Source organism: Pseudomonas sp. 22082, from assembly GCF_052046055.1.
Lineage (GTDB): Bacteria > Pseudomonadota > Gammaproteobacteria > Pseudomonadales > Pseudomonadaceae > Aquipseudomonas > Aquipseudomonas pharyngis.
In genome coordinates this window covers 1-22,110 of the sequence record NZ_JBQEQB010000006.1, presented here as the reverse complement: position 1 = coordinate 22,110, position 22,110 = coordinate 1, and the positions used below count along the sequence as shown (strand labels likewise).

Here is a 22,110-nt window from a genome sequence, read left to right as displayed (position 1 = left end):
CTCGACCAAAAGGACATAACCGCCGAATCGCGGACGCCGGCAATGGACAATTGCACCGGCCATCTGCCCTTGCTATACAGACCTGTGCCGTGCAGGTAGCGCACGCCCGAACAAGAAAAATCTGACCGACAGGAAGCGACCGTGACGTTCATTTCTTACGCACAGAATTTCGAGGACGTACGCCTCTGGCGCGCCCTGCAGTATTTTGAAAACGGTTTTTATATCGACGTCGGCGCCAACGACCCTATCCACGATTCGGTCACCAAAGCTTTTTATGATCGCGGCTGGCAGGGCATCAACGTCGAACCGATGCAGAACTACCACGACGCACTTCGCCAGCATCGCCCCCGCGACACCACGCTGCAATGCGTGGCCAGCGACCAGCCGGGCGAACTGACTTTCTACGGCATTGCCGACACCGGCCTGTCCACCGCTGACCCGGTCGTTGCGCAAGAACGCAAAAACCTCGGCATGGACGTGCAAAGCTTCACTGTCAACGCACGCACACTGACCTCGATCTGCGAAGAACACGCCGCCGAGCGGCCAATCCACTTCCTGAAAATCGACGTCGAGGGTCACGAAGAGACCGTCCTGCGCGGCATGGACTTCAGCCGCTTCCGCCCCTGGATCATCCTCATCGAAACCCCATGGGAGCGCGACCACACCTGGGAACACCTGGTGACCGACGCCGGCTATACCAACGTCCTGTTCGACGGCCTCAACAGCTTCTTCCTCGCCAACGAACACATCAACCTCAAACCCGCGTTCGACCTGCCACCGTGCAACCTCGACAACTTCCAGCTGTGCAAAGGCCACAACCTCGCCCACCCGGTAAACCCGGCCCTGGAAACCGCCCTGCAACGCGCCGAACAAGCCGAGGCCCAGTTGCACGCCATGCAAAACAGCCGCGCCTGGCGCGCTGTACAAAAACTGCGCAACGTCCTGCGCCGGGCGTGATTCGCAGACGGCGCAAAAATAGTCTGAATTCAGGGGTTTACAGAAGCACCCGAGTCGCTATAATCGTCGCCCACACGCCGGTATAGCTCAGATGGTAGAGCAACTGACTTGTAATCAGTAGGTCCCGGGTTCGATTCCTGGTGCCGGCACCATACAAAACGAAGCCCCTGCAGAAATGCAGGGGCTTTGTTGTTTCTGGGGTTTGTGTTTTCCGCCCCAAATGAAAAAGCCCCCACAGTTATTGCTGCCGGGGGCTTTTCTCCATCATTCGATTGTGAAACCTACGCAGCCTCAACCGAAAGTAAAATCCGCCGTCCAAGCTGCTGCAACGCACGCTCAACATTCTCAATCTTGGAGTGATGCAGGAAATCGACTAACCGATCTACCTGGGGTCGTTGCACACCCAAGCGCCGTGCCAGTTCAGCCTTGCTCACCCCAGACTCGAGAAGGGTATTCCACAACCCGACCTTTGCGGCAGTCAGTGCAGGCAGACGCAAAACAGCGTCACTTTCCTGCTCTCCCGCATCACCTGTCGGAATCAACCGGCGATCATCAACGTAAATCGACAAGGCCGTCTCCATTGCATCTATGGCGCCGTCGAGCGCTTCCTTGAGGGTGTCGCCAGCGGCGTGCATCTCTGGAATTTCTGCGCAGGACAACCAGACACTGTTCGGCTCCTCGTGGACTTCCAACGCATATTCGAACATCACGTTTCCTCTCATGGGGTACAACTAGGTCTCAATCCTTGAGGCCCAGTTGTTTGATTATCGATTTTCTCAACCCTTCGCCTATCTCCTTGGCTCCGTGGTCGGGAAAGACAGTTGATTTGCCATTCAAGGAAACCTTGAAATGACTACCCTTGCCGGTTTGGAACTCGACGCCTTGGGCTTTCAACCATCGCCGAAACTCGCTGTACTTCATGTGCATCACTCGCTGTTTCGGTCGAGCAAATGTGCAACATATTTGTTACGCATGCAACATAACTGTTGCACCACACATCTGGAACATCGCTAACCCGCCACCACCTGGCCACGATTGCGCTCTCCCCTTCCCTCAAGCTACCGTCAAACCCGTCGCTGCCAATTCAGCGACCGGGCCTGAGAACCCGCGTAAGATGCAGGCGCACCAGCGCCCCAACCCACGTTTGCCGGCGTTTTTTTGTGCCTGCATTCCGTGCAATGGCGGCTGTGCGTGGGAGGCTTTCGAGCCTGCCGGGTTCCTGTATCTCCGGTTTCTCAGCCTGCGCATAGCTGCCACCCTTTCGCCTGAGAACGAAGTGGCAGCGCTCATTTGATACAGGGAGTTTCACAAATGATTAGCATCGATCCGTCCAAAGTCTGCCCTTTCCACCAACCAGCCAACGGTAGGTGAAGCCATGACCAACCTCCACGATCTGAAAACCCTCGGCCTCACCCATTTTTCCTTCCAATCCAACCACGCACTCTTCCACACCAACTCCGGCGTTCCGGTCGTCACCGCCCTCTCCCACGCATCCCACCTGCTGCACATTTCCAAACTGCTCACGTCAGATACCTCTGCCGCCAACGATCCAGAACTCCACGCCTGCGCCTCGCAATATTTGCAGGAGTTGAGCAAGGCGCTGGTCGATGACACGGTCAAAGTGTTGAGTCCAGATCCATAAATCGTCGCCCATAAAAAAGCCCTCGCATCGCGGCGAGGGCTTTGTGTTACCGGATCAATCAGTGCCCAGCGCTTTGCCCACCATCCACATGCAGAATCTCGCCGGTCACAAAATTCGCGTTATCGAGATACACCACCGCCTGCGCAATGTCGTCGATCTCGCCCATGTGCCCAACCGGGTGCAGCGCACCCAGTGCCGCGTGGGTTTCCTCGCCGTGCATCGGTGTCTTGATGATGCCCGGCGAGACCGCGTTCACCCGGATTCCGCGCTTGGCGTATTCGATAGCCAGGGATTTGGTGGCGGCGTTGAGGCCGCCCTTGGTCAGCGAAGCGAGGACCGAGGGCACGCCGTCGATGGCGTGGTCGACCAGGCTGGTGGTGATGTTGACCACGTGGCCCTTGCCCTGTTTTTCCATCTCGGCGATGGCCAGTTGGGTGATGTAGAAGAAGCCGTTGAGGTTGACCGACAGCACCGCGGCGTAGTCTTCCGGGGTGTAGGCGGTGAACGGTTTGGCGACGAAGATGCCGGCGTTGTTGACCAGGGTGTCGATGCGGCCGAAGCGTGCCACGCCTTCGCTGATCACGCGTTGAGCGGTGGCCGGATCGCCGATGTCGCCGGCGATGGTCAGGATCTGCGGATCGTTCGACGGTTTGATCGAGCGCGAAGTGGCTACGATGTTGTAGCCCAGCTCACGGAAGGCCTTGACCATGCCTTCGCCCAGACCTTGGGAAGCACCGGTGATAACGACGGTTTTTTTCGAGTTGCTCATGATGAAATCCTCAATCAATAAGTAGGTGTTGAATCAGGCGGTAGCCAGTTGTTTCAGCATTTGTTCGTAGTACTCGACCGATTGCGAACCGGACACCAGGTGCTTGCCGTTCAGGATCAGCGCGGGCACCGAGTTGATCCCGTGTTGTCGGTAGAACGCCTGCAGTTGCCGCACTTCGCTGGCGAATTCGTCGTTGGAGAGCACCTTGCGGGCTCTCGCTGCATCCAGTCCCGCTTCGGTCGCCAGACGGATCAGCGTCGGGTGATCGTTGGGGTTGTCGCCGTCGCGGAAGTAAGCGCGCAGCAGGATCTTTTTCAGCGCGACCTGCCGCCCTTCCTGCGCCGCCCACATCAGCAATCGATGAGCGTCGAAGGTGTTGTGAAAGTGCGTGCGTTTCTCCAGGTCGAACTCGAAACCGATGGCTTTGCCGCGTTCGATCTGCATCTTCTTGCCGGCGGCGACGTCTTCGGCGGTGCGGCCGTATTTGCGCATCAGGTGCTGCACGGCCGGTTCGCCTTCGGCGGGCATGTCCGGGTTGAGTTCGAAGGGCTTGTAGGTCAACTCCACCGACACCTCGCCGGCCAGATTGCCGATCGCCTGCTCCAGCGCTGTCGCCCCGAGTGCGCACCAAGGGCAAACCACGTCGGAGACGAAATCGATGGTCACGGTCGGGGTCATGACTGGCCCCGTTCCGCCAGTTGTCGGCGGTATTCGGTGGTGGTGATGCCGGCGTAGCCCCAGTTATCGGTGTCGACTTCTTCGATCACGATGTGGGTCAGGTCCGGGCGCTTGTTGAGGACGCGTTCCAGGGTTTCGGTGATTTCGGCGATCACCTGAGCTTTCTGCTCACGGGTAACACCGTCGCGGGTGATGCGTACGCTGACAAATGGCATGACGACTACTCCAGTGACCTGCCCTCGGGATGATGGTCAGGTGTTGGAGCTCAATGTAGGCGTGTGCCGGGAGGGGAAAAAGTAGGGGTGGGGTACTTCATTTGTGATGCGGTGTAATGAATTGATACACCCATCTCGCTACCGTTTACCCATTGAAGTCGTAGGTTGACACATCTGATTCAGTGGCCGAGAATCGGCCCCAAGAGCGCGAAACCGACTGCCATCAGGTGGCGATAGTCGGCGTTAGGAACCTCGTTGATGACCTGAAAATCAGCGTTCGGGTGAGACCTCTTCTCCCCTGCTTGAGGGAGCACAATTTCGAGTGACTTCGACAAAAAAGCCGACAGTGATGTCGGCTTTTTTGTGGGCGCTTTTTGAACTTCCTTTGAGATATACCTGCAATTGCTGACATAACGCGCCGACCCTGTCAGTCGTTTCTCTTGATAAATCCCCGCAGACGCACCCAAACCGTGCACTTTTTTTGACCCCAATCACCCCCACGTCACCAAAAACCCCGATCCTGTGTCAGCCTCCAGCCATCGGCGGGGACATCGATTCGCTACTAATTGCGCGACAACTATGCTCAGGTACAGGAATATAGCCGGCAAATGGCGCCGTTCAGGCTGTCACGTACACAACAATACCCAGCCCACTTCAGAGGGCATTACCCATGGATAGCAGAACCTTACGCAACCTCATGCGCATCGTGCAGACCGGCTCGTTGTCGGCCGCAGCCGAGCATTCGTGCCTGACTGTGCAGGCCCTGGCCGCACAGTTGAACAAGGTCGAAGAGCAGTTCGGTTTCCGCTTGTTTAGACGATCCAACAAGGGGCTGACGCTGACGCCGCAAGGCACCGAGCTGACGCCCTATATGGACAGAGTGCTGATTGCCACGCGGCAGATGGAAGAGAAAGTCGAAGCGTTGAAGGTACCGGGACAGCGCACTTTGAAAGTGGCGTTGAACACCACGCTGGACCCGGATTTCAACCGGCGATTGATCGGGCGCCTGATCGAGGTGTTTCCCGACTACCAGATGGAATTCAGCTACGCCGAGTCGATGGAAAACCTCAGCAAGCTGAAGAACGAGGACTTTGACCTTGCGGTGCTGATAGGCCCGCAGCGTCCGGGTCTGCCGAGCATTGTCCTGCCTGAAGTACAGGTGCAGGTGGTCGGCGCGCACTGTGGTCAGGAGAACGATCCGCTGACCTTGCTTGGCAACAAGTTTCAGGTGCGTCCCGCAGAAGATTGTCCGTATTCCCACAGCTTTTTGCGTTTTCTCGACGCCGGGCTGGGCAATCACGAGAACAGTCAGCGGACGATCTACTCCTGCAGCGAAACGCTGACCTTGTCGCTCATCACCCAGATGGACGCGGTCGGCATGGTCTCCCGCGAGGCCGCGCAGAAGAACGGCCTGACGATCTTCCCCGGGTTCGAGGATTTCCTCGAAGTGCGCCTGGCGGTGAACAACCCGGATCTGTCCGGCCAGGCGTTGAACGACGTGGTCGATCTGCCGCTACATGAACGAGCCGAGCGCAATGTACGCAGCCGTCCCAACCGCCACACTGAGAAAGAGGTTTTTGCTGAAATACGCACATAACAGCGTCGGAATCGCGGCATAAAATTCCGGGCGATCGAGCTGTATGTGCTGATCCTTGATCAACAAGGGTGTCAGGCTGATCGCAGCGACGATCGCCACCGGCAGGTATTCCAGCGCGCGGGCGACGAAGGGCGGCCAGTGCTCGGTATTGACCTGCAGCGGCAAGGCCCGTGGCAGGAAGGTCACGGCCATCATCAGCGCGACCACCAGGATCAGGAACGTTTGGTCAGGCATACACCCACTCCGCAGCCCACAAACGTGGCGATGAAAACGTTGAACGGCGAACTGCCCACCAGGCTCAGTGCGCCCATGCAGACGACTGCAGCCATAGCGGCGATGAGTTTATTGCGGGTGTTGCACAGCGAGACCAGCACGTAGAGCATCATCGCGGTCAGCGCGTAATCGAGCTGGTATTTGATCAGATGCGAGGCGTACTGTGCGCAGAGGGCGCCGAGCAATCCGCCGATCACCCAAGAGGTGTGGCAGAACAGGTTGAAGCCGATCAGATAGCGAACGTTCACCGGTGCCCCGGTGCCCAGTTTGACGCTGTGAAAGGCGAACGACTCATCGGTCAGCCCGCCGGCATAGCACCAGCGTTCCATGCGGCTCAGGCCCAGCGCCCGCAGGGCTTTCGCCATGTAGACCGACATCAACATGTGCCGCGCGTTGATCAGAAACGTGGTCAGCACGATGGTGGTCAGTGACGCACCGCTGCTGATCAGCGCCAGCGCCGCAAACTGCGAAGCCCCGGCATACACGAACAGACACATCGCCACCGGCAGCCACAGTGGCAGCCCGGCATTGACCGCCATCAGCCCGAACACGAACGACACGGTAAAGTAACCAGCGACCACCGGGCTGGCTTCGGCAAAGGTGCGCGATGGCTGACGGTCGACCATCAGCGGCGCACTGCCGGATGTTTCATTCATAGATCCCTCTCAAATGTCCGCTCGCCGTGAGGTTCGCAAAAACCCTGGGCCGTCCAGAAACGCTTGCCCGCGAGGTTAGCATCATCGACGAACAGGAACATCCGCAGCACTCCGACCCGTTTCATGTCGGCCGACGCCGCTTCCACCAGCCGCTGGCCCACGCCCTGGCTGCGATAGCGCAGGCTGACCGCCAGATGGTTGATCGTGCCACGACTGCCGAGCATGCCGCCCAGCACCGCGCCGACGATCTCGCCTTCGACGTCGAAGGCGAGATAGGCCGTGGTGGTTTTCTGGATCAACACGCCGCGCAGGCATTTGGCGTCCTGCCATTCACAGAACGACACTTCGTCGAACTGGCGGAAGAAACGCTCCATGCGCTGCGCGTCCTTGGCCGTCGCGCGCCGCAGCACCACCGGCGTCGAGCATTCGACGCCGTCGATTGGGGTGATCTGATTAGCGAACAATGTCGAAAGCGGTCCCGGGCCGCGAGAAGGAAATCGCCAGGATCTGCCGGTACGCCATGGCGTGGGAGTGGGTGTTGCGTGCCGGTGTCACGTAGTGACGCATGTCACGGTCGAGGAAATAGGTGGTGTCGAGGATTTCCTGGTAAGTGGTCGACGCCAGTTGCTGCTCGTGGATGTCGTACAGACGACTCTCCGCGCCCTCGACGTTATTGCGCCCCCAAAAGTGCACGCCGCTGAACGGGTAACCGTCGCAATGAATCCCTTCCGGAGTGATTTCCAGTTGTTTGCCGGGCTTGATCTCGATGCGGATCTGATGGATCTGGCACTGCCAGATTTCATCGTGCAGCTCTTCCGGCAACACGCTTTTGTACACTTCGAAATCGGTGTCGATCAGGCTGCGCATCACCGGCGAGCTGATGACTTCGTCCGAGAAGTCCTGGAAGTGCCGTACCACGCCGCCCACATAGCTGTTGTTGGCCTTGGACTGCACGTACGCGCGATGTTCCAGTTGCTTCAGTTCGCGAGTCTTGGGGTTGTACTCAAAGTCGCTGTAACGACGGTAACGCATGCCGGCTTCGGCCTGACCGTAGTAACTGTCAGGCTCCATGTTTTCCCAACTTTTGGTCAGTCTGACGAAGTCGGCGAAATGACCGTAGAGATTGAAGTCAGCACCCTGCACATTGGCGTACTTGTCGCGCCGTAGCGATTCGCCCACTTCTCTGGTTAAAACGATCATTACCAAATTCTCCGCTGCATTGAGCGGCCTAATCTATTAGGTGGAGAATTTGCGTCCATGAGAAAGAATTTCAGGCATTTAAAGCCCTGTTTGAAACGCGATTTGAAACGGCTTGAAAGTGCATTTCAAATGACAAAAACACGGGTTTTTATGCTGTTTTTTCAAAAAGCGTCAAAAAAAAACCCCGAACCAGTCGGGGTTTTTCTGTCGCGTTTTGCGGGTCAACCGATCATCAGAAGATATTGATCGGGTAATCCACGAATACACGCAGTTCGTTGCCGCTGACGTTGTATTCGCTGGATTTCTGCGAAACACGCAGGATCGAGCTACGCAGCTTGATGCTCAGGTCTTTGGCCGGGCCACTTTGCACGACGTACTTGAACTGGTTGAAGATCTCACGCTCGGTGCCGCCTTCGCTGGTGGACGTGGTGATGTTGTCGCCACGCACGTACGCGAAGTTGTAGCTCAGACCCGGTACGCCGAATGCGCTGAAGTCCAGGCCGTAGCCCAACTGCCAGCTGCGCTCGTCTTCAGCGTTGAAGTCGGACCAGTAGGAGTTGGCCAGGTAGATGGTGTTGCCACCGTCACCCACGCGACCCTGACCTTTCTGATAACCGCCGTAGGCGTAACCCAGGTTGCTGTCGCCGGTGGAGCGCTGGTGCGCCACGGTGAACGAGTGCGGGCCGGTGGCGAAGGTCGCTGCCAGGCTCCAGATCTTGTTGTCGTCGCCGGTCACACCGTTTTCGCGGACGTAGGAGTTGTCCAGCTTGGTGCGGTAACCGTTGAAGTCCAGGGTCAGGGACTGATCCTTGTCGATCGGGAACACGTAGTTGGCGTTCACGTATTGCTTCTTCAGCACGTCTTCGACGTCGGAAGCGTACAGCGCTGCCTTGAACTGTTCGGTGAACTGGTAGCTACCGCCCAACACGTTGATCGACTTCAGACCACCGCTGTCACGGCCTTCAGCGCTCTTGCGCGATTCGGCGGTGAAACGGCCGGCGTTCAGCTCCAGGCCTTTGATCTCTTTGGAAGTGATCAAAGTACCGGTGTAGCTTTCCGGCAGCAGACGCACGTTGTCGTAGCTCAGCACCGGCAGGGCCGGCATCTGGTCACCGTAAGTCAGTACGGTGTTGGAGATACGGAATTTTACCGCTGCGCCACCCTTCGACAGGTCGTCAGCCGCGTTGCCGCTGTCACCCTGTTTGAAGAAGTCGATACCACCGGCACCGCTGCGGCCCTTGCCGCCATCCAGGCGCAGTGCGTACAGACCGAAGGCATCCACACCCACACCCACGGTGCCTTGAGTGAAACCGGACGAGAACGTACCGATGGCCGCTTGGCCCCATTCGGCTTTGTCCTGGTTGCCATCTTTGTAGTCACGATTGATGTAGGCATTGCGCAGCAGCACTTTGAGGCTGCTGTCTTCAACAAAACCCTTGGACTCGGCCTGGTCGTTAGCCATGGCCGAAGTGGCACTCAACATCCCCAGTGCGATCAAACTGATTCGCTTGTTCAACATTTTGTTTTCCTTATTACGGGTTGAAACGCGCTGTGTCGAACGGCTGAAACGGCGCTTATTGCACTCTTTTATTCACCCCGAAACAAAAAGACCCGCTCAAGACAATGTCATGGCGGGCCTGCTCCTGATTTTGAGTCATGGCGGTTAGCCACAGGCGTTGGGCCGAATCGTAGCCGCGCCCTCAACAATGTGTCAATTTCAAGAATCGTCTTTAAATAGGCGAAAAACGTCTAAAAAAAGTAAATTTTGCGGTGGCTTCGTGCAGGGAAACGCCTGTAATCAGGGATTTTAATGCCGGGTCACGTACACCCGTCGAGGCCACAGACCGGCAAGGCATGCGCCGCTGTCGCAGGCGTAAACGACTCACTCAACCATTGAGCGAAGGCCTGCGGTTTACCGAGCCACGGGCCGATATCCACCACTGTGAACTGACCATCCTGCTCCAGTGCGAGAGTCGGAAAACCCTGCCCGCCGAGTTTCGCCAACAGAGCGCGGCTGTTCTTCATATGTTGCTCGGTGTCGACGGACTGCTTGGCGTTCAAGAAAGTAGCGGCGTCGTAACCCTGCTGCACCGCGTATTCCAACAGCACACTTTCGTCGGCAATTCGGCGCCCCTCGACATAGTGCGCCGTCTGCAAACGCCCCAGCAGTTCCAGGCCACGGCCGTCGATTTTCTCCGCTGCCAGCACAGCGGCAATCGGCGGTGCCGAATCAAACACCGCGGTGTGATCGCGCAACAGGCCTTCGAAATAGGCTTCGCCAAACGGCTGACCGGTGTATTCGGCGATCCGCCGGTCATGAGGCATTACGTAATTGCGCAGTTGCGGCGAAACGCTCTGGCGGTTGGCACCGGTCATCATGCCGCCGGCGTGGACGATCACCGGCAGCACTTGTTGCGCGGCCTGCACCAGCGGTTTGGCGCCATAGCACCAGCCGCACAACGGGTCGTAAATGTAGTGAAGGGTCATCGGAAAGCTCCGGCTGGAAGGTGGGGAAATGATGTCGGCACATTAGTCCCTCGGTCGTTGCGGAAAAACGCCGGAATGGCTTTCAGTGTGTTTCGGCAATCGGTCAAATCGAGACCGGCAGCCGCCACTACCGGATCAGGCAGACAACCTGGTGGTCACCAGCACCTACAGCTTCTGATATCGCGCTCATAAAAAAAGCGCTGCCATCCCGGCAGCGCTTTTTACAATCCCTGTTTGTTCTTCTTATCCTTCCATCACATCCCACAATGCGTCCAGTTCGGCCTCGCTGAACAGGCCAGCGGGGTAACGCTCGATCATCATCCGGCGCGGATCAGGTTCCCTGATCTGACGCGTTCCATTGGACTTCAACCAGTGCGCGACAATCTGGAGCGACTCACTATTTACAGCCATGGGATGCAACGTCCGCTCGCTGATTACGTTCACTTCGGCGTTCATTTCAGCGCTCTCTCCCCGTTCATGAGCGGCTAAGTTATCCAAGGTATATGACAGAACTGTTGAAGTTCTCCCCCCTCCCTAGTGCGCCATGAGCGATACAAGAGCTATGCCAATGTCTGGCAATTGTCGACCAGCGGACATAAAGAAACCCGCAGTCCTGACGGGCTGCGGGTTTCTCTTCAAGCGTGGGCAACAAATGACTGCCTGGTCGATTTTCCAATCAACTCAAGCTGTTACATCCGCACTCACTCTTTGTGCGGCGCGGGCTGCTGTTGGGTAAGGCAGTGAATATTGCCGCCTCCCAGTAACAGTTCGCGCCCCGGCACCATCACCACTTCGTGTTGCGGGAACAGGTTCTGCAGGATCTCCCGGGCCGGAGCGTCCATCGGGTCGTCGAAGCTTGGCGCGATGATCCCGCCGTTGACGATCAGGAAGTTCACGTAGGAACCGGCCAGGCGCACGCTCGGGTTGCGTTCCTGAGTACCGTCCACCGGGTCCACGCCCGCGCATTCTTCCTCGGTGGCAAACAGCGGCCCCGGAATCGGCATCTTGTGCACCGTGAACGGGCGGCCTTTGGCGTCGGTGCTGCTTTCCAGCACTTTCATCGCGGCCTGGCAGCGCGGGTAGTTCGGATCCTGCGGATCGTCGGTCCAGGCCAGCAGCACTTCGCCCGGACGCACGTAGCAGCAGAAGTTATCCACATGGCCGTCGGTTTCGTCGTTGAACAGGCCATCCGGCAGCCAGATGATCTTGTCCACCGACAGGTTTTCACTGAGCACCGCTTCGATTTCTTCGCGGCCCAGGTGCGGGTTGCGATTGCGGTTGAGCAGGCATTCTTCGGTGGTGATCAGGGTGCCTTCGCCGTCTACGTGAATCGAGCCGCCTTCGAGCACAAAGCCTTCGGTGCGGTAGCGCGGGCTGCGCTCGATTTCGAGGATCTTGCCGCCGACCTGGGAATCACGGTTCCACGGCGAATACAGGCCACCGTCAAAGCCGCCCCAGGCGTTGAAATCCCAGTTCACACCGCGCACTTCGCCGCTGTTGTTGATCACGAAAGTCGGACCACTGTCACGAACCCAGGCGTCATCGCTGGACATCTCGACCACGCGGATATTCGGCACGTCGAGGCGAGCGCGAGCGTTTTCGTACTGGCCGGCGGACACCGCCACGGTTACCGGTTCGAAACGCGCGATGGCCTTGGCCACGGCGGCGTGAGCGGCCTGCGCTGGTTTGCCGCCCAGACGCCAGTTGTCCGGACGTTCGGGCCAGATCATCCAGGTCTGGGTTTGCGGTGCCCATTCGGCCGGCATGTAGAAGCCATCGGCGCGTGGTGTGCTTTTCAATGTGGTCATGTCGATCAGACTCCAGGGAACCGTCGAGGGTTTTCAACACGCCGTACAGGTTGGACGACGGACTATGGCGACTTTATAAACGATAAATATCGGCATTAGAAGCCAATAATAAAAAACAATCTGAATTAACCCCTTCAAATACCGATACAAATCGGTATTTGAAGATTGCGGATCGCCTCAAAGCCCTTCTTCAAGCACCTTCGCCAGCATGTCGACAAAGAAATCCACGCTCTGACGCGAGGTGACCATCGGCGGTTTGATCTTCAAAACGTTCAGGTAATCGCCGGTCGGCTGCATGAAGATCCCCAGCTCGCGCAGGCGATCACACAACAGGGTGGTTTCCTCGGTTGCCGGCTCCAGGGTTTCCCGATTGCGGATCAGCTCGACCCCCAGATAGAACCCCGAACCGTGCACTGCGCCGACCAACGGATATTGATCGATCAGCGCTTCCAGCCGCGCCTTGAAGTGGGCGCCGACCACCTGGGCGTTTTCCCAGAGCTTTTCTTCTTCCATGACATCGAGCACCGCCATGCCGATCTGGCAGCTCACCGGACTGCCGCCGGCGGACGAGAAGAAATAGCCCTCGGCCTCCAGCGCCTCGGCGATTTCCCGGCGGGTGATCACCGCGCCCAGCGGCTGGCCGTTGCCCATGCCTTTGGCCATGGTGATGATGTCCGGCACCACGCCTTGCTCTTCGAAACCCCAGAAAAAATGGCCCATACGGCCGTAACCGACCTGCACCTCATCGGCGATGCACACGCCGCCACGGGCGCGCACCAATTCATAGACCTTTTTCAGATAACCCGGCGGCAGCGAAATCCCGCCCGCATTGCCGTAGACCGGCTCGCAGATGAACCCGGCCAGTTGCCGTTTCTGCTCATCGATCTTCGCCAGATGATGCTCGACGCTGCGCACATAATCCGGCGCCGAATCCGCGCCGCGAAACTCGCCGCGATAGGTGTTCGGAGCGGTCACCGCATGCACCCAGTCCGGGCGACTGCTCAGGGCTTGCGGGTTATCGGCAATCGAGGTCGAGACCGCGTCTGCGCCGACCGTCCAGCCGTGATAGGCCTCCAGCACGCTGATCATGTCGCGGCCACCGCTGGCGGCCCACGCCAGGCGGATCGCCAGGTCATTGGCCTCGCTGCCGCTGTTGACCAGGAACACCCGATCCATGCCCTCCGGCGCCAGCTTCAGCAAGCGTTCGGAGAACTCGGCGACCGCCGCATAGTTGAACCGTGAATTGGTGTTAAGCAGCGACCACTGCCGGCTCGCCACCGCCGCCATGCGCGGGTGACCGTGGCCGAGCACCGCGACGTTGTTGAGCATGTCGAGGTAGGAGCGGCCCTGCATGTCGATCAGGTGATTGCGCCAGCCGCGCTCAATGCGCGGCGGGTCGACGTAATAGTGCTTCTGGGTGCGGGCGAAACTGGCGTCGCGGCGCGCCAGCAGGGTTGCTGCGTCCAGCTCGGGTTCGGCGTCGCAGGCCAGACCCAGCAGCGCGGCCGGTGATGGGGAAAGTGCTTGCCAAGCAGCCGCACGGCTCGGCGTGCAGAACAGCGGCGCCTCAAGCTGTGCGCCGCGAATCAATTGCACGATCAACGGACCGTCCACCGAACCCAGCACCTGACCTTTCACCAGCGCAGCGCCGCTGTGCAACGAAGGTTTCACGCCCCACAGACGCAGGCTAAGTTGCGGGCCGTCGAGTCGCAGTGCGCCGTCGGCCGACAGGTGCAGTACGCCAGCGAACGGCGCCTCCACCGTCGAACCTTGGGGTACATGCAATTCGACGTGCAGCGGGAAAGTCTCTGGCTCATCGGCGCTGTCGGGCCGGGTGCGCGACAACCGATATTGCCCGTATCGACTGGCCGCCAGACCATGGATGACAGCGGCCTCGTTCAACAGACGCTGATCGATGCCAGGCTGCTCCCAGTTCCCCGCCTCGAAGTGCGCGCTCAACACACCCAGGTCGATCAACGCGAATTCGCGCCCGACCAGATCGGGCAACAGCGGCGCAAAACCTTCACTGTCGATGGCCGGCAATGTCTGGCCGACCGCCGTAAGAATCGCCGCCTCCATCAATGCCAGCGGCACCGAGGTGGCGACCCGGAAGATTTCCCATTCGTGGGTCAGGTTGTCGCGGCTGTAGGTGTTGCCCGGATCGATGCCGACCTGTTGTTCGCCACTGAGCACCAGCACCGCCGCCCGCGCCACGATCAGCGGCCACAGCGCCAGCAGTTCTTCGTGCTGCAGCGGATTGACCGCGTGATAGGCCTGCACCGCCGGCAGAATCACCAACGGATCGCCGGCGGCGTGATGCAGCAGCGCGGCGCAGGTGACCGACAGATCGGTGATGCGCCAGGTGCGCACCAGGTCGCCGAAATCAATAACGCCCTGCAACTGCCAGTGCCGCCGGGCATCCCGTTGCCAGACCACGTTGTCGTCGGTGATGTCCATGTGGATCGCCTGCACCGGCAGCTTCTCCACCAGCGGCTGCAAACGAAGTCTGGCCTGTTCGGCAGCCTCGGCGATCAGCGCGCGCTGGCGTTCGTCTTCGATGACCGGCAGCAGGTGCTCGATCAGTGCGCTGGCGTGGCGCGCGTCCCATTGCAGCGTGCGCTCGAGTCCCGGATGGTCGAACCCGGCCAGGGCCAGATCCATTTCGCCGCAGAGCCGGCCGAACCCGGCAACAACTTCGTGGCCAAGATGATCGAGAGCCGTCAGTGGCTGGCCCTCGATGTAATCGAGCAGCCGCACATGCACCGATTCGCCCTCGACGTCCAGGGTCAGCAGGTCTTGGCCGTCACTGGCCGAGATGACCCGGGGAACGTGGACATCGCAGTGTTCAGCCAGATATTTCAGGCCCGCGTGCTGGGCTTGCAGCTCGACCAGCGAATAATCGCCCCGGCAGATCTTCAGCACGAACCGCCCACGCTCGCTGTCGACCCGGTAATTGAGATCCTGCTGGCTGCCCAGGGCCTGCAACGTACCGTTCAAGCCGTAATGCTGCGCCAGCAGATGCCGTGCCTGCTCCAGCGAAACCTGAGGGCTGGGCAAACTGGCGCGATGAATCAACGTGGCGAACGACATGGAGCGACCCCTGAAATTTTATTAGGCGCCTATATCGCCATTGCTTCAGGCGATAAGCAACCCCCAGACCATCCGTCCCCTGACAGGTTGCGAAGCAGGGGGATTTGCATGCCCCTCTCGCACCCACCGGCACTTTGCGCAAGAATGTCGGCCATTCAAACCTGCCACTGGAATATCCCCATGAATGTAATCCCCACTGACCTGCCTGGTGTCCTGATCATCGAACCCAAGGTGTTTGGTGATGAGCGCGGGTTCTTTTACGAAAGTTTCAATGCCAAGGCCTTTCAGGACGCCACCGGCCTCGACACGCAGTTTGTCCAGGACAACCATTCGCGCTCGCAGAAAGGCGTGCTGCGCGGGCTGCATTACCAGTTGGAAAATACTCAGGGCAAACTGGTCCGCGTTACCGCTGGCGAAGTCCTCGATGTCGCCGTGGATATCCGTCGCAGCTCGCCGCATTTCGGCAAGTGGGTGGCCGTGCGCCTGTCCGCCGACAATCATCGCCAACTGTGGGTACCGGAAGGTTTCGCCCACGGTTTCGTGGTGCTGAGCGAGTTCGCCGAATTCCTCTACAAGACCACCAACTACTACAACCCGTCCTCCGAGCGCAGCATTCGCTGGGACGATCCGGATCTGGGCATCGACTGGCAACTCGACGAAGCGCCAAAATTGTCGGCCAAGGATCAGGCGGCCGCCTTCCTCAAGGACGCCGACGTCTTTTCCTGAAGTCCTGTGTGAATCTTCAGCGCCGCTGCACACCCGGCCACGGGTGCGCAGACTGCGCCGGCAAGCCTAGGCATAATGCGCCTGTACCCACAGGCGCCCGATGCTCATGACTCCGACCCTTCCCCGTCGCCCCCGCTGGCGCAGTCTTGCCCTGCTGGCTCTGTGCCTGGCACCGCTGCTGTGGCCGCTGGAACACTTGGCCGAGCGCTATTACCGCAGCGAACTGGCCGGTCAGAATCGCCAGACCCTCGACCTCTACGTCGCCAACCTGTTGGGCACGCTGCATCGCTATGAAGTGCTGCCGCAAATCCTCGGCGACCTGCCCGCCCTGCGCGCGGTGCTCGGGGCGCCGGACGACGGCGTGACCCAAGGCAACGCCAACCGCCTGTTGAAGAATATCGCCGCACAGACCGGCGCCGAAGTCATGTACCTGATGGACACCAGCGGCCAGACGCTCGCGGCGTCCAACTGGGACAAACACGACAGCTTCGTCGGGCGCAATTTCTCATTCCGGCCGTACTTCAGCGAAGCCATGGCCGGACGCCTCGGGCGCTTCTTCGGGTTGGGCACTACCTCTGCCAAGCGCGGCTACTTCTTCGCCGCCGCCGTGCGCAACGGCGAAAAAATCATCGGCGTGCTGGTGATCAAGGTTGACCTCGACCACACCGAAAGCCTGTGGGGCAAAACCCCGGAACAACTGCTGGTGACCGACCACAACGGCGTGGTCATCCTCACCTCGCGCCCGGAATGGCGCTTTCGCGCGACCCGCACCCTGAGTGATACCGAGCGCGCGGCGATCACCGCAATCCAGCCCTACCCTACCCGCGAGCCACGCCCGCTGAACCTGAGCCCGACCGCGTGGCTGCCACAGACTCAGGAGATCGCGGAAACCGGCTGGAGCGTGAGCATTCTTGCCCCGCGTACCTTGATCGACCGACCGGTACGCACGGTCGTGGCGATCGGCGGCGCCACCTTGCTGGTGGTGATGCTGTTGCTGGGCCTGATGATGCAGCGTCGTCGTCATTACCTGGAACGGATCGCCTTCGAAGCCAAGGCCCGACGGGAACTCGAAGGCCGGGTTGCCGAGCGCACGAGTGATCTCGAAGGGCTCAACCGCCGACTGAAACAGGAAGTACTTGAACGCGAACAGGCCCAGCAGGAACTGGTGCGCGCCCAGGACGATCTGGTACAGGCTGGCAAGCTGTCGGCGCTGGGGACGATGTCGGCGAGCATCAGCCACGAACTCAACCAGCCGCTGGCGGCGATCCGCAGCTACGCCGAAAACGCCGAAGTGCTGCTCGACCATGAACGCACCGAAGACGCACGAGGCAACCTCAAACTGATCAGCGAGCTGACCGGGCGCATGGCCTCGATCATCGCCCACCTGCGCGCCTTCGCCCGGCGTGACCGCCACGCCCCGGAAAGCGTGGCCCTGCAACCGGCGCTGGACGACGCACTTGCCTTGCTGGCCAAACGTCGCCGGAGCATGGATGTCGAACTGATCCGCGACCTGCCGGCCGCCACCCTTTGGGTCGAGGCCGGGGAAACCCGTCTACGCCAGGTACTGGGCAACCTGCTGGCCAACGCCCTCGACGCCCTGACCGAAAAAGGCCCGCCGCGCAAATTGTGGCTGAGTGCCGAATCCACCGACGAAGGCGTCAATCTGTACATTCGCGACAATGGCCCGGGTTTCTGCATGGAAGCCCTGGGCCGCGCCAGCGAACCGTTTTACACGACCAAGACCCGCACTCAGGGTCTCGGTCTGGGGTTGGCCATTTGCGAAACCCTGATGCGCGCCTTCGGCGGTGAACTGTCGTTCGCCAACCACAAGCAAGGGGGCGCCCTGATCACCCTGCGGCTGCGCGCTGGCGCGCCCGGGGTCAGCCTGCAACCGTCCGAGGATCGAAGCGCATGACCATCGACAACCGCATTCAGGTGGTGCTGATCGACGACGATCCACACCTGCGTCAGGCCCTTGGCCAGACTCTGGATCTGGCCGGCCTGAAAATTCTTCCGCTGTCCGAGGCCAAGGGTCTGGCCGCGCAACTGGAACGCGACTGGCCGGGCGTGGTGGTCAGCGACATCCGCATGCCCGGCATGGATGGACTGGAACTGTTGAGCGAGTTGCATGCTCAGGATCCCGAGTTGCCGGTGCTGCTGATCACTGGCCACGGCGATGTGCCGCTGGCCGTACAAGCCATGCGCGCGGGTGCCTACGACTTTCTGGAAAAGCCCTTCGCCAGCGACGCCCTGCTCGACAGCGTGCGCCGCGCCCTGGCCCTGCGGCGTCTGGTGCTGGACAACCGCAGCCTGCGCATGGCCCTGAGTGATCGCAACGAGTTGAGCGCGCGGCTGGTCGGTCAGTCGGCGCCGATGTCGCGCCTGCGCGAGCAAATCGGCGCGCTGGCGGCGACCAAAGCCGACGTCTTGATCCTCGGCGAAACCGGCGCCGGCAAGGAAGTCGTCGCCCGCGCCCTGCATGACCTGTCGAGCCGGCGCAACGGCCCGTTCGTGGCGATCAACGCCGGGGCGCTGGCCGAGTCGGTGGTCGAGAGCGAACTGTTCGGCCATGAACCCGGCGCCTTCACCGGCGCGCAAAAGCGCCGGATCGGCAAGTTCGAATTCGCCAATGGCGGCACGCTGTTCCTAGACGAAATCGAAAGCATGAGCATGGACGTGCAGGTCAAACTGCTGCGCATGCTGCAGGAGCGCGTGGTCGAACGGCTGGGCGGCAATCAGTTGATCCCGCTGGACATCCGCGTCATCGCCGCGACCAAGGAAGACCTGCGTCAGGCCGCCGATCAGGGACGCTTCCGTGCCGACCTGTATTACCGCCTCAACGTGGCACCGCTGCGCATTCCGCCACTGCGTGAACGGGGCGAGGACGCGCTGATGCTATTCCAGCATTACGCCGACGAAGCCAGCGCCCGCCACGGTCTACCACCGCATGAACTGCAACCGGCGCAACGGGCGTTGCTGCTGCGCCATTCATGGCCGGGCAACGTGCGGGAATTGCAGAACGCGGCAGAGCGTTTTGCCCTCGGCCTGGAACTGGCACTGGACAACACGCAACCCGATGGCAGCCCCGGCACCACCGTCGAAATCACGGCGGGAGGGCTCAGCGAACAAGTGGAAAATTTTGAGAAATCCCTCATCGCCGCCGAACTGGCCCGCTCTCACAGTTCCGTGCGCAGTCTCGCCGAAGCCCTGGGCATTCCGCGCAAAACCCTGCACGACAAACTGCGCAAGCACGGGCTGAATTTCGCTGGCAGCGGCGGCCATTCCGACGAATCCGAATGAAGCACGCTCAATTCACTTTTCTGCCGCAAGAGGTCCGGGCATGAAGCACGACAGTCGTTATCTGGAATCCGTTCTTCACCACGACATCCCGCTGACCCGGGACATGGGCCTCAAGGTGCTCGACTGGCAGGAACAGCAACTACGCCTGCACTTGCCGCTGGACGCCAACGTCAATCACAAGAGCACCATGTTCGGCGGCAGCCTGTATTGCGGCGCGGTGCTGGCCGGTTGGGGCTGGCTGCATCTGCGATTGAAGGAAGAAGGCATCACCGACGGCCACATCGTGATCCAGGAGGGGCAGATCAGTTATCCACTGCCGGTGACCGGTGATGCCATTGCGATTTGCCCGTCACCGAGCGCAGCGCAGTGGAAGAAATTTCTGACAATGTATCAGCGCTACGGGCGGGCGCGACTGACGCTGCACACGCGGGTCGTCAATGCCGGGAGCGATGAGGATGCAGTGACGTTCAGCGGGCAGTACGTCCTGCACCGCTGAAGACTGAACACGCTTACGAGCGGGCGAGTTCGAGCAGCTTCGCCCGCCATGCGGCTTTCGCCGGCAACGCCAGGAAGAAACTGTTCAACAAAGACTCCCGAGCTGGGTAACAGAACGCTGCGCCACTCAGGTCGAGCACTTCACCGCCCGCCCCTTCCAGAACGCCCTGCGCCGCCGCCGTGTCCCATTGCGAAGTCGGCGCCAGTCGCGGGTAACAATCCGCCGCACCTTCGGCCAGCAGACAGAATTTCAGCGAACTGCCGATGTTGGCCAGCTGCAACTCGCCAAGGCTGGCGCTCAAACCGGCCAGCAAGCGTTCCTGCTCCGGACTCGAATGACGGCGGCTGGCAACCACGGTGAACGCTTCGCCAGGCCCCGGTACGTCACGAACCTGAATCGCCACCGGCGTGCCGCCCGTGTCGCCGCGCCAGGCACCGAGCCCCGCACCGCCGACGTAGAACCGCCCAGTGGTCGGCATCGACACCACACCGAACACCACCCGGCCGTTTTCGATCAACGCAATGTTGACGGTGAATTCTTCGCTGCCGCTGATGAACTCCTTGGTGCCATCCAGCGGGTCCACCAACCACCAGCGCTGCCAGCCTGCGCGCACGCTTTGCGGGATGTTGGCGTCCTCTTCGGACAGCACCGGAATGCTCGGGTCCAGCGCCGTCAGGCCCGCCACGATCACGTGGTGAGCGGCCATGTCCGCCGCCGTCACCGGCGAATCATCGGACTTGGCGGTGACCGCCACATCGGCACGCCAGAACGGCAGGATCGCCTCACCGGCTCGCAGGGCCAGTTCAACCACCGGCGTCATCAACGGATGGGGAAAATTCATCGATATCTCACTCATGACTGAAAAATCCGCGCTGGGTCAGCAGATCGCGGGTCAGGTACAGCGCCGCCAGGGCGCGGCCCTCACTGAAATTCGGATTCTGCGCCAGTGCCGACAGCTGTCGCAGATTGACTTTGTCTACACGCATCGGCTCGGGTTCGTCGCCTTCGAGACGCTCTTCGTACAGGTCGGTGGCCAGCACCACCTGGATTTTCTGGCTCATGTAACCGGGGGATAACGACAACTCGGTCAGATGCTCCAGCTGTCGCGCGCCATAACCGGCTTCTTCCTTGAGCTCGCGTTCGGCGGCAGCCAGCACATCTTCGCCGGGCTCGATCAGGCCTTTGGGCAGCGACAGTTCATATTCGTCGGTACCGCCGCAGTATTCTTCGACCAGCACCGCGTGCTCGGCATCGAGCATCGCCACGATCATCACCGCGCCATAGCCGGCGCCCTTGCCGACCAGTCGCTCGTAGGTGCGTTCCACGCCATTGGAGAAACGCAGCTTCAGCTCTTCGACGCAGAACAGCCGGCTGGTGGCGACGATCTCGCGGGCGAGTACGGTGGGTTTCTGGCGCATGCAAAGCTCCTTGGCGTGAACGCGCTACTATAACGCGGCTTTTCCGATTGTTTGCGTCGGATATCTTTCTACCGTTCGAGACGTTGCCATGCCTTCATTACCGTGGTCCGACATCGATATCGTTCTGCTCGACATGGACGGCACGTTGCTGGACCTGCACTTCGACAACCACTTCTGGCTCGAACACCTGCCGCAGCGCTACGCCGAACTGCATGGCGTGAGCCGGGCCATGGCGGAAATGGAATTGCAGCCGTTGTTCGAGCGCCATGCCGGTCAGTTGCAATGGTACTGCCTGGACTTCTGGAGCGCCGAACTGAAGCTGTCAGTTCGCGAACTGAAACGGGAAACCGCCCACCTGATCGCCCTGCGCCCGGACGCCGACACTTTTCTGGAGGCGATCAAGCGAGCCGGCAAACGCGTGGTGATGATCACCAACGCCCACCGCGATTCACTGTCGCTGAAACTGGAACGCATCGAACTGGCGCCGTACTTCGAGCGGCTGATCAGCTCCCACGATTACGGTTTCCCCAAGGAAGACCCGCAATTCTGGGACGCCTTGCAGGCCGACATCGGTTTTGACCCGGCGCGTAGTCTGTTCATCGACGACACCTTGCCGATCCTGCGCAGTGCACGGAATTTCGGCGTGGCGCATCTGTTGGCCGTGAAAGAGCCGGACAGCCGCAAAGGGCCGAAGGACACCGGGGAGTTCGCGGCGGTCGAGGATTATCGGGATTTGATTGCGGGCCTGTAGACCGCATCGTCCCCATCGCGAGCAGGCTCGCTCCCACAACTGAAATG

At 60.2% G+C, this 22,110-nt stretch carries 24 protein-coding genes and 1 tRNA gene; 9 read left to right on the top strand and 16 right to left on the bottom strand.

The annotated features are described in order from the left end of the window. Window positions 1-141: 141 nt before the first annotated feature. Both ACTJK9_RS08855 and ACTJK9_RS08850 read left to right on the top strand, forming a co-directional pair. A complete protein-coding gene (locus ACTJK9_RS08855; protein WP_440813385.1) occupies window positions 142-957 on the top strand; it encodes an FkbM family methyltransferase in 816 nt (271 codons plus the stop codon). 76 nt (window positions 958-1,033) lie between these two features. Next, window positions 1,034-1,109 (top strand) — tRNA-Thr (locus tag ACTJK9_RS08850). Between the two features lie 129 nt (window positions 1,110-1,238). Here the strand turns inward: ACTJK9_RS08850 and ACTJK9_RS08845 are convergent. Continuing rightward, window positions 1,239-1,664 carry a type II toxin-antitoxin system HicB family antitoxin gene (locus ACTJK9_RS08845; protein ID WP_440813382.1) on the bottom strand — a complete coding sequence of 142 codons (426 nt, stop codon included), beginning with the start codon at window positions 1,662-1,664 and terminating at the stop codon, window positions 1,239-1,241. A 31-nt stretch (window positions 1,665-1,695) separates the two neighbouring features. After that, window positions 1,696-1,878 carry a type II toxin-antitoxin system HicA family toxin gene (locus tag ACTJK9_RS08840; RefSeq protein WP_027611238.1) on the bottom strand — a complete coding sequence of 61 codons (183 nt, stop codon included), beginning with the start codon at window positions 1,876-1,878 and terminating at the stop codon, window positions 1,696-1,698. 454 nt (window positions 1,879-2,332) lie between these two features. Between ACTJK9_RS08840 and ACTJK9_RS08835 the strand changes: the two genes are divergently transcribed. Then, a complete protein-coding gene (locus ACTJK9_RS08835; protein ID WP_440813379.1) occupies window positions 2,333-2,599 on the top strand; it encodes a DUF3077 domain-containing protein in 267 nt (88 codons plus the stop codon). 58 nt (window positions 2,600-2,657) lie between these two features. On the opposite strand, the gene ACTJK9_RS08830 is transcribed toward ACTJK9_RS08835, so the two are convergent. Genes ACTJK9_RS08830 through ACTJK9_RS08820 form a run of 3 tightly spaced genes read right to left on the bottom strand, consistent with a single transcriptional unit; the run spans window position 2,658 to window position 4,261 of the window. After that, window positions 2,658-3,368, bottom strand: a complete 711-nt coding sequence (locus tag ACTJK9_RS08830) for an SDR family NAD(P)-dependent oxidoreductase (RefSeq protein ID WP_085608639.1) — start codon at window positions 3,366-3,368, stop codon at window positions 2,658-2,660. Window positions 3,369-3,401: 33 nt separating this feature from the next. Then, window positions 3,402-4,046 (bottom strand): DsbA family oxidoreductase, encoded by a 645-nt coding sequence (locus tag ACTJK9_RS08825; RefSeq protein WP_440813376.1) that lies wholly within the window; start codon window positions 4,044-4,046, stop codon window positions 3,402-3,404. Continuing rightward, complete coding sequence (locus ACTJK9_RS08820) at window positions 4,043-4,261, bottom strand: tautomerase family protein (protein ID WP_007952610.1); 219 nt, start codon at window positions 4,259-4,261, stop codon at window positions 4,043-4,045. The genes ACTJK9_RS08825 and ACTJK9_RS08820 overlap by 4 nt, the downstream gene beginning before the upstream one ends. 670 nt (window positions 4,262-4,931) lie before the next feature. Here ACTJK9_RS08820 and ACTJK9_RS08815 point away from each other — a divergent pair. Next, window positions 4,932-5,858: a LysR family transcriptional regulator gene (locus ACTJK9_RS08815; RefSeq protein WP_085647967.1), complete on the top strand. Its 927-nt coding sequence runs from the start codon at window positions 4,932-4,934 to the stop codon at window positions 5,856-5,858. Here ACTJK9_RS08815 and ACTJK9_RS08810 read toward each other — a convergent pair. From ACTJK9_RS08810 to ACTJK9_RS08770, 9 genes are all read right to left on the bottom strand, one after another. Further along, window positions 5,775-6,092, bottom strand: coding sequence for an AzlD domain-containing protein (locus ACTJK9_RS08810; protein ID WP_007952614.1), 318 nt, complete (start codon window positions 6,090-6,092; stop codon window positions 5,775-5,777). The two genes, ACTJK9_RS08815 and ACTJK9_RS08810, sit on opposite strands and share 84 nt — an antisense overlap. Next, a complete protein-coding gene (locus ACTJK9_RS08805; RefSeq protein WP_074689485.1) occupies window positions 6,071-6,787 on the bottom strand; it encodes an AzlC family ABC transporter permease in 717 nt (238 codons plus the stop codon). Before ACTJK9_RS08805 ends, ACTJK9_RS08810 begins: the two co-directional genes overlap by 22 nt. Continuing rightward, window positions 6,784-7,161, bottom strand: coding sequence for a GNAT family N-acetyltransferase (locus ACTJK9_RS08800; RefSeq protein ID WP_007952618.1), 378 nt, complete (start codon window positions 7,159-7,161; stop codon window positions 6,784-6,786). Before ACTJK9_RS08800 ends, ACTJK9_RS08805 begins: the two co-directional genes overlap by 4 nt. A 79-nt stretch (window positions 7,162-7,240) precedes the next feature. Further along, on the bottom strand, window positions 7,241-7,987 hold the full coding sequence (locus tag ACTJK9_RS08795) for a 2OG-Fe dioxygenase family protein (protein ID WP_011331995.1): 747 nt from the start codon (window positions 7,985-7,987) through the stop codon (window positions 7,241-7,243). 232 nt (window positions 7,988-8,219) lie between these two features. Further along, a complete protein-coding gene (locus ACTJK9_RS08790; RefSeq protein WP_064592776.1) occupies window positions 8,220-9,506 on the bottom strand; it encodes an OprD family porin in 1,287 nt (428 codons plus the stop codon). Window positions 9,507-9,805: 299 nt separating this feature from the next. After that, the gene (locus ACTJK9_RS08785; RefSeq protein WP_221398497.1) at window positions 9,806-10,474 is read right to left on the bottom strand and encodes a DsbA family protein; all 669 of its coding nucleotides are present in this window, start codon (window positions 10,472-10,474) and stop codon (window positions 9,806-9,808) included. 243 nt (window positions 10,475-10,717) lie between these two features. Then, a complete protein-coding gene (locus tag ACTJK9_RS08780; RefSeq protein ID WP_065257771.1) occupies window positions 10,718-10,930 on the bottom strand; it encodes a hypothetical protein in 213 nt (70 codons plus the stop codon). A 245-nt stretch (window positions 10,931-11,175) separates the two neighbouring features. After that, entirely contained in the window at window positions 11,176-12,282 is a 1,107-nt protein-coding gene (aguA, locus tag ACTJK9_RS08775; RefSeq protein ID WP_007952634.1) for an agmatine deiminase, read from the bottom strand. 177 nt (window positions 12,283-12,459) lie between these two features. Further along, window positions 12,460-15,372, bottom strand: a complete 2,913-nt coding sequence (locus ACTJK9_RS08770; protein WP_440813371.1) for an aminotransferase — start codon at window positions 15,370-15,372, stop codon at window positions 12,460-12,462. Between the two features lie 180 nt (window positions 15,373-15,552). Between ACTJK9_RS08770 and rfbC the strand changes: the two genes are divergently transcribed. The 4 genes from rfbC to ACTJK9_RS08750 all read left to right on the top strand — a co-directional run bounded on the left by rfbC (window position 15,553) and on the right by ACTJK9_RS08750 (window position 19,894). Then, window positions 15,553-16,098 (top strand): dTDP-4-dehydrorhamnose 3,5-epimerase, encoded by a 546-nt coding sequence (rfbC, locus tag ACTJK9_RS08765; RefSeq protein ID WP_221398496.1) that lies wholly within the window; start codon window positions 15,553-15,555, stop codon window positions 16,096-16,098. A 106-nt stretch (window positions 16,099-16,204) separates the two neighbouring features. Next, entirely contained in the window at window positions 16,205-18,013 is a 1,809-nt protein-coding gene (locus ACTJK9_RS08760; protein WP_440813368.1) for a sensor histidine kinase, read from the top strand. Then, the gene (locus tag ACTJK9_RS08755; RefSeq protein WP_074689475.1) at window positions 18,010-19,398 is read left to right on the top strand and encodes a sigma-54-dependent transcriptional regulator; all 1,389 of its coding nucleotides are present in this window, start codon (window positions 18,010-18,012) and stop codon (window positions 19,396-19,398) included. The genes ACTJK9_RS08760 and ACTJK9_RS08755 overlap by 4 nt, the downstream gene beginning before the upstream one ends. A gap of 40 nt (window positions 19,399-19,438) precedes the next feature. After that, window positions 19,439-19,894, top strand: coding sequence for a thioesterase domain-containing protein (locus ACTJK9_RS08750; RefSeq protein ID WP_085611190.1), 456 nt, complete (start codon window positions 19,439-19,441; stop codon window positions 19,892-19,894). Between the two features lie 13 nt (window positions 19,895-19,907). Here ACTJK9_RS08750 and cysQ read toward each other — a convergent pair whose 3' ends face one another. Continuing rightward, window positions 19,908-20,741: a 3'(2'),5'-bisphosphate nucleotidase CysQ gene (gene cysQ, locus ACTJK9_RS08745; protein WP_085648154.1), complete on the bottom strand. Its 834-nt coding sequence runs from the start codon at window positions 20,739-20,741 to the stop codon at window positions 19,908-19,910. Window position 20,742: 1 nt separating this feature from the next. Next, window positions 20,743-21,312, bottom strand: a complete 570-nt coding sequence (gene nudE / locus ACTJK9_RS08740; RefSeq protein ID WP_064592763.1) for an ADP compounds hydrolase NudE — start codon at window positions 21,310-21,312, stop codon at window positions 20,743-20,745. Window positions 21,313-21,400: 88 nt separating this feature from the next. On the opposite strand from nudE, the gene yrfG reads away from it, so the two are divergent. Continuing rightward, on the top strand, window positions 21,401-22,063 hold the full coding sequence (gene yrfG / locus ACTJK9_RS08735) for a GMP/IMP nucleotidase (RefSeq protein WP_440813365.1): 663 nt from the start codon (window positions 21,401-21,403) through the stop codon (window positions 22,061-22,063). The last annotated feature ends 47 nt before the right edge of the window (window positions 22,064-22,110 follow it).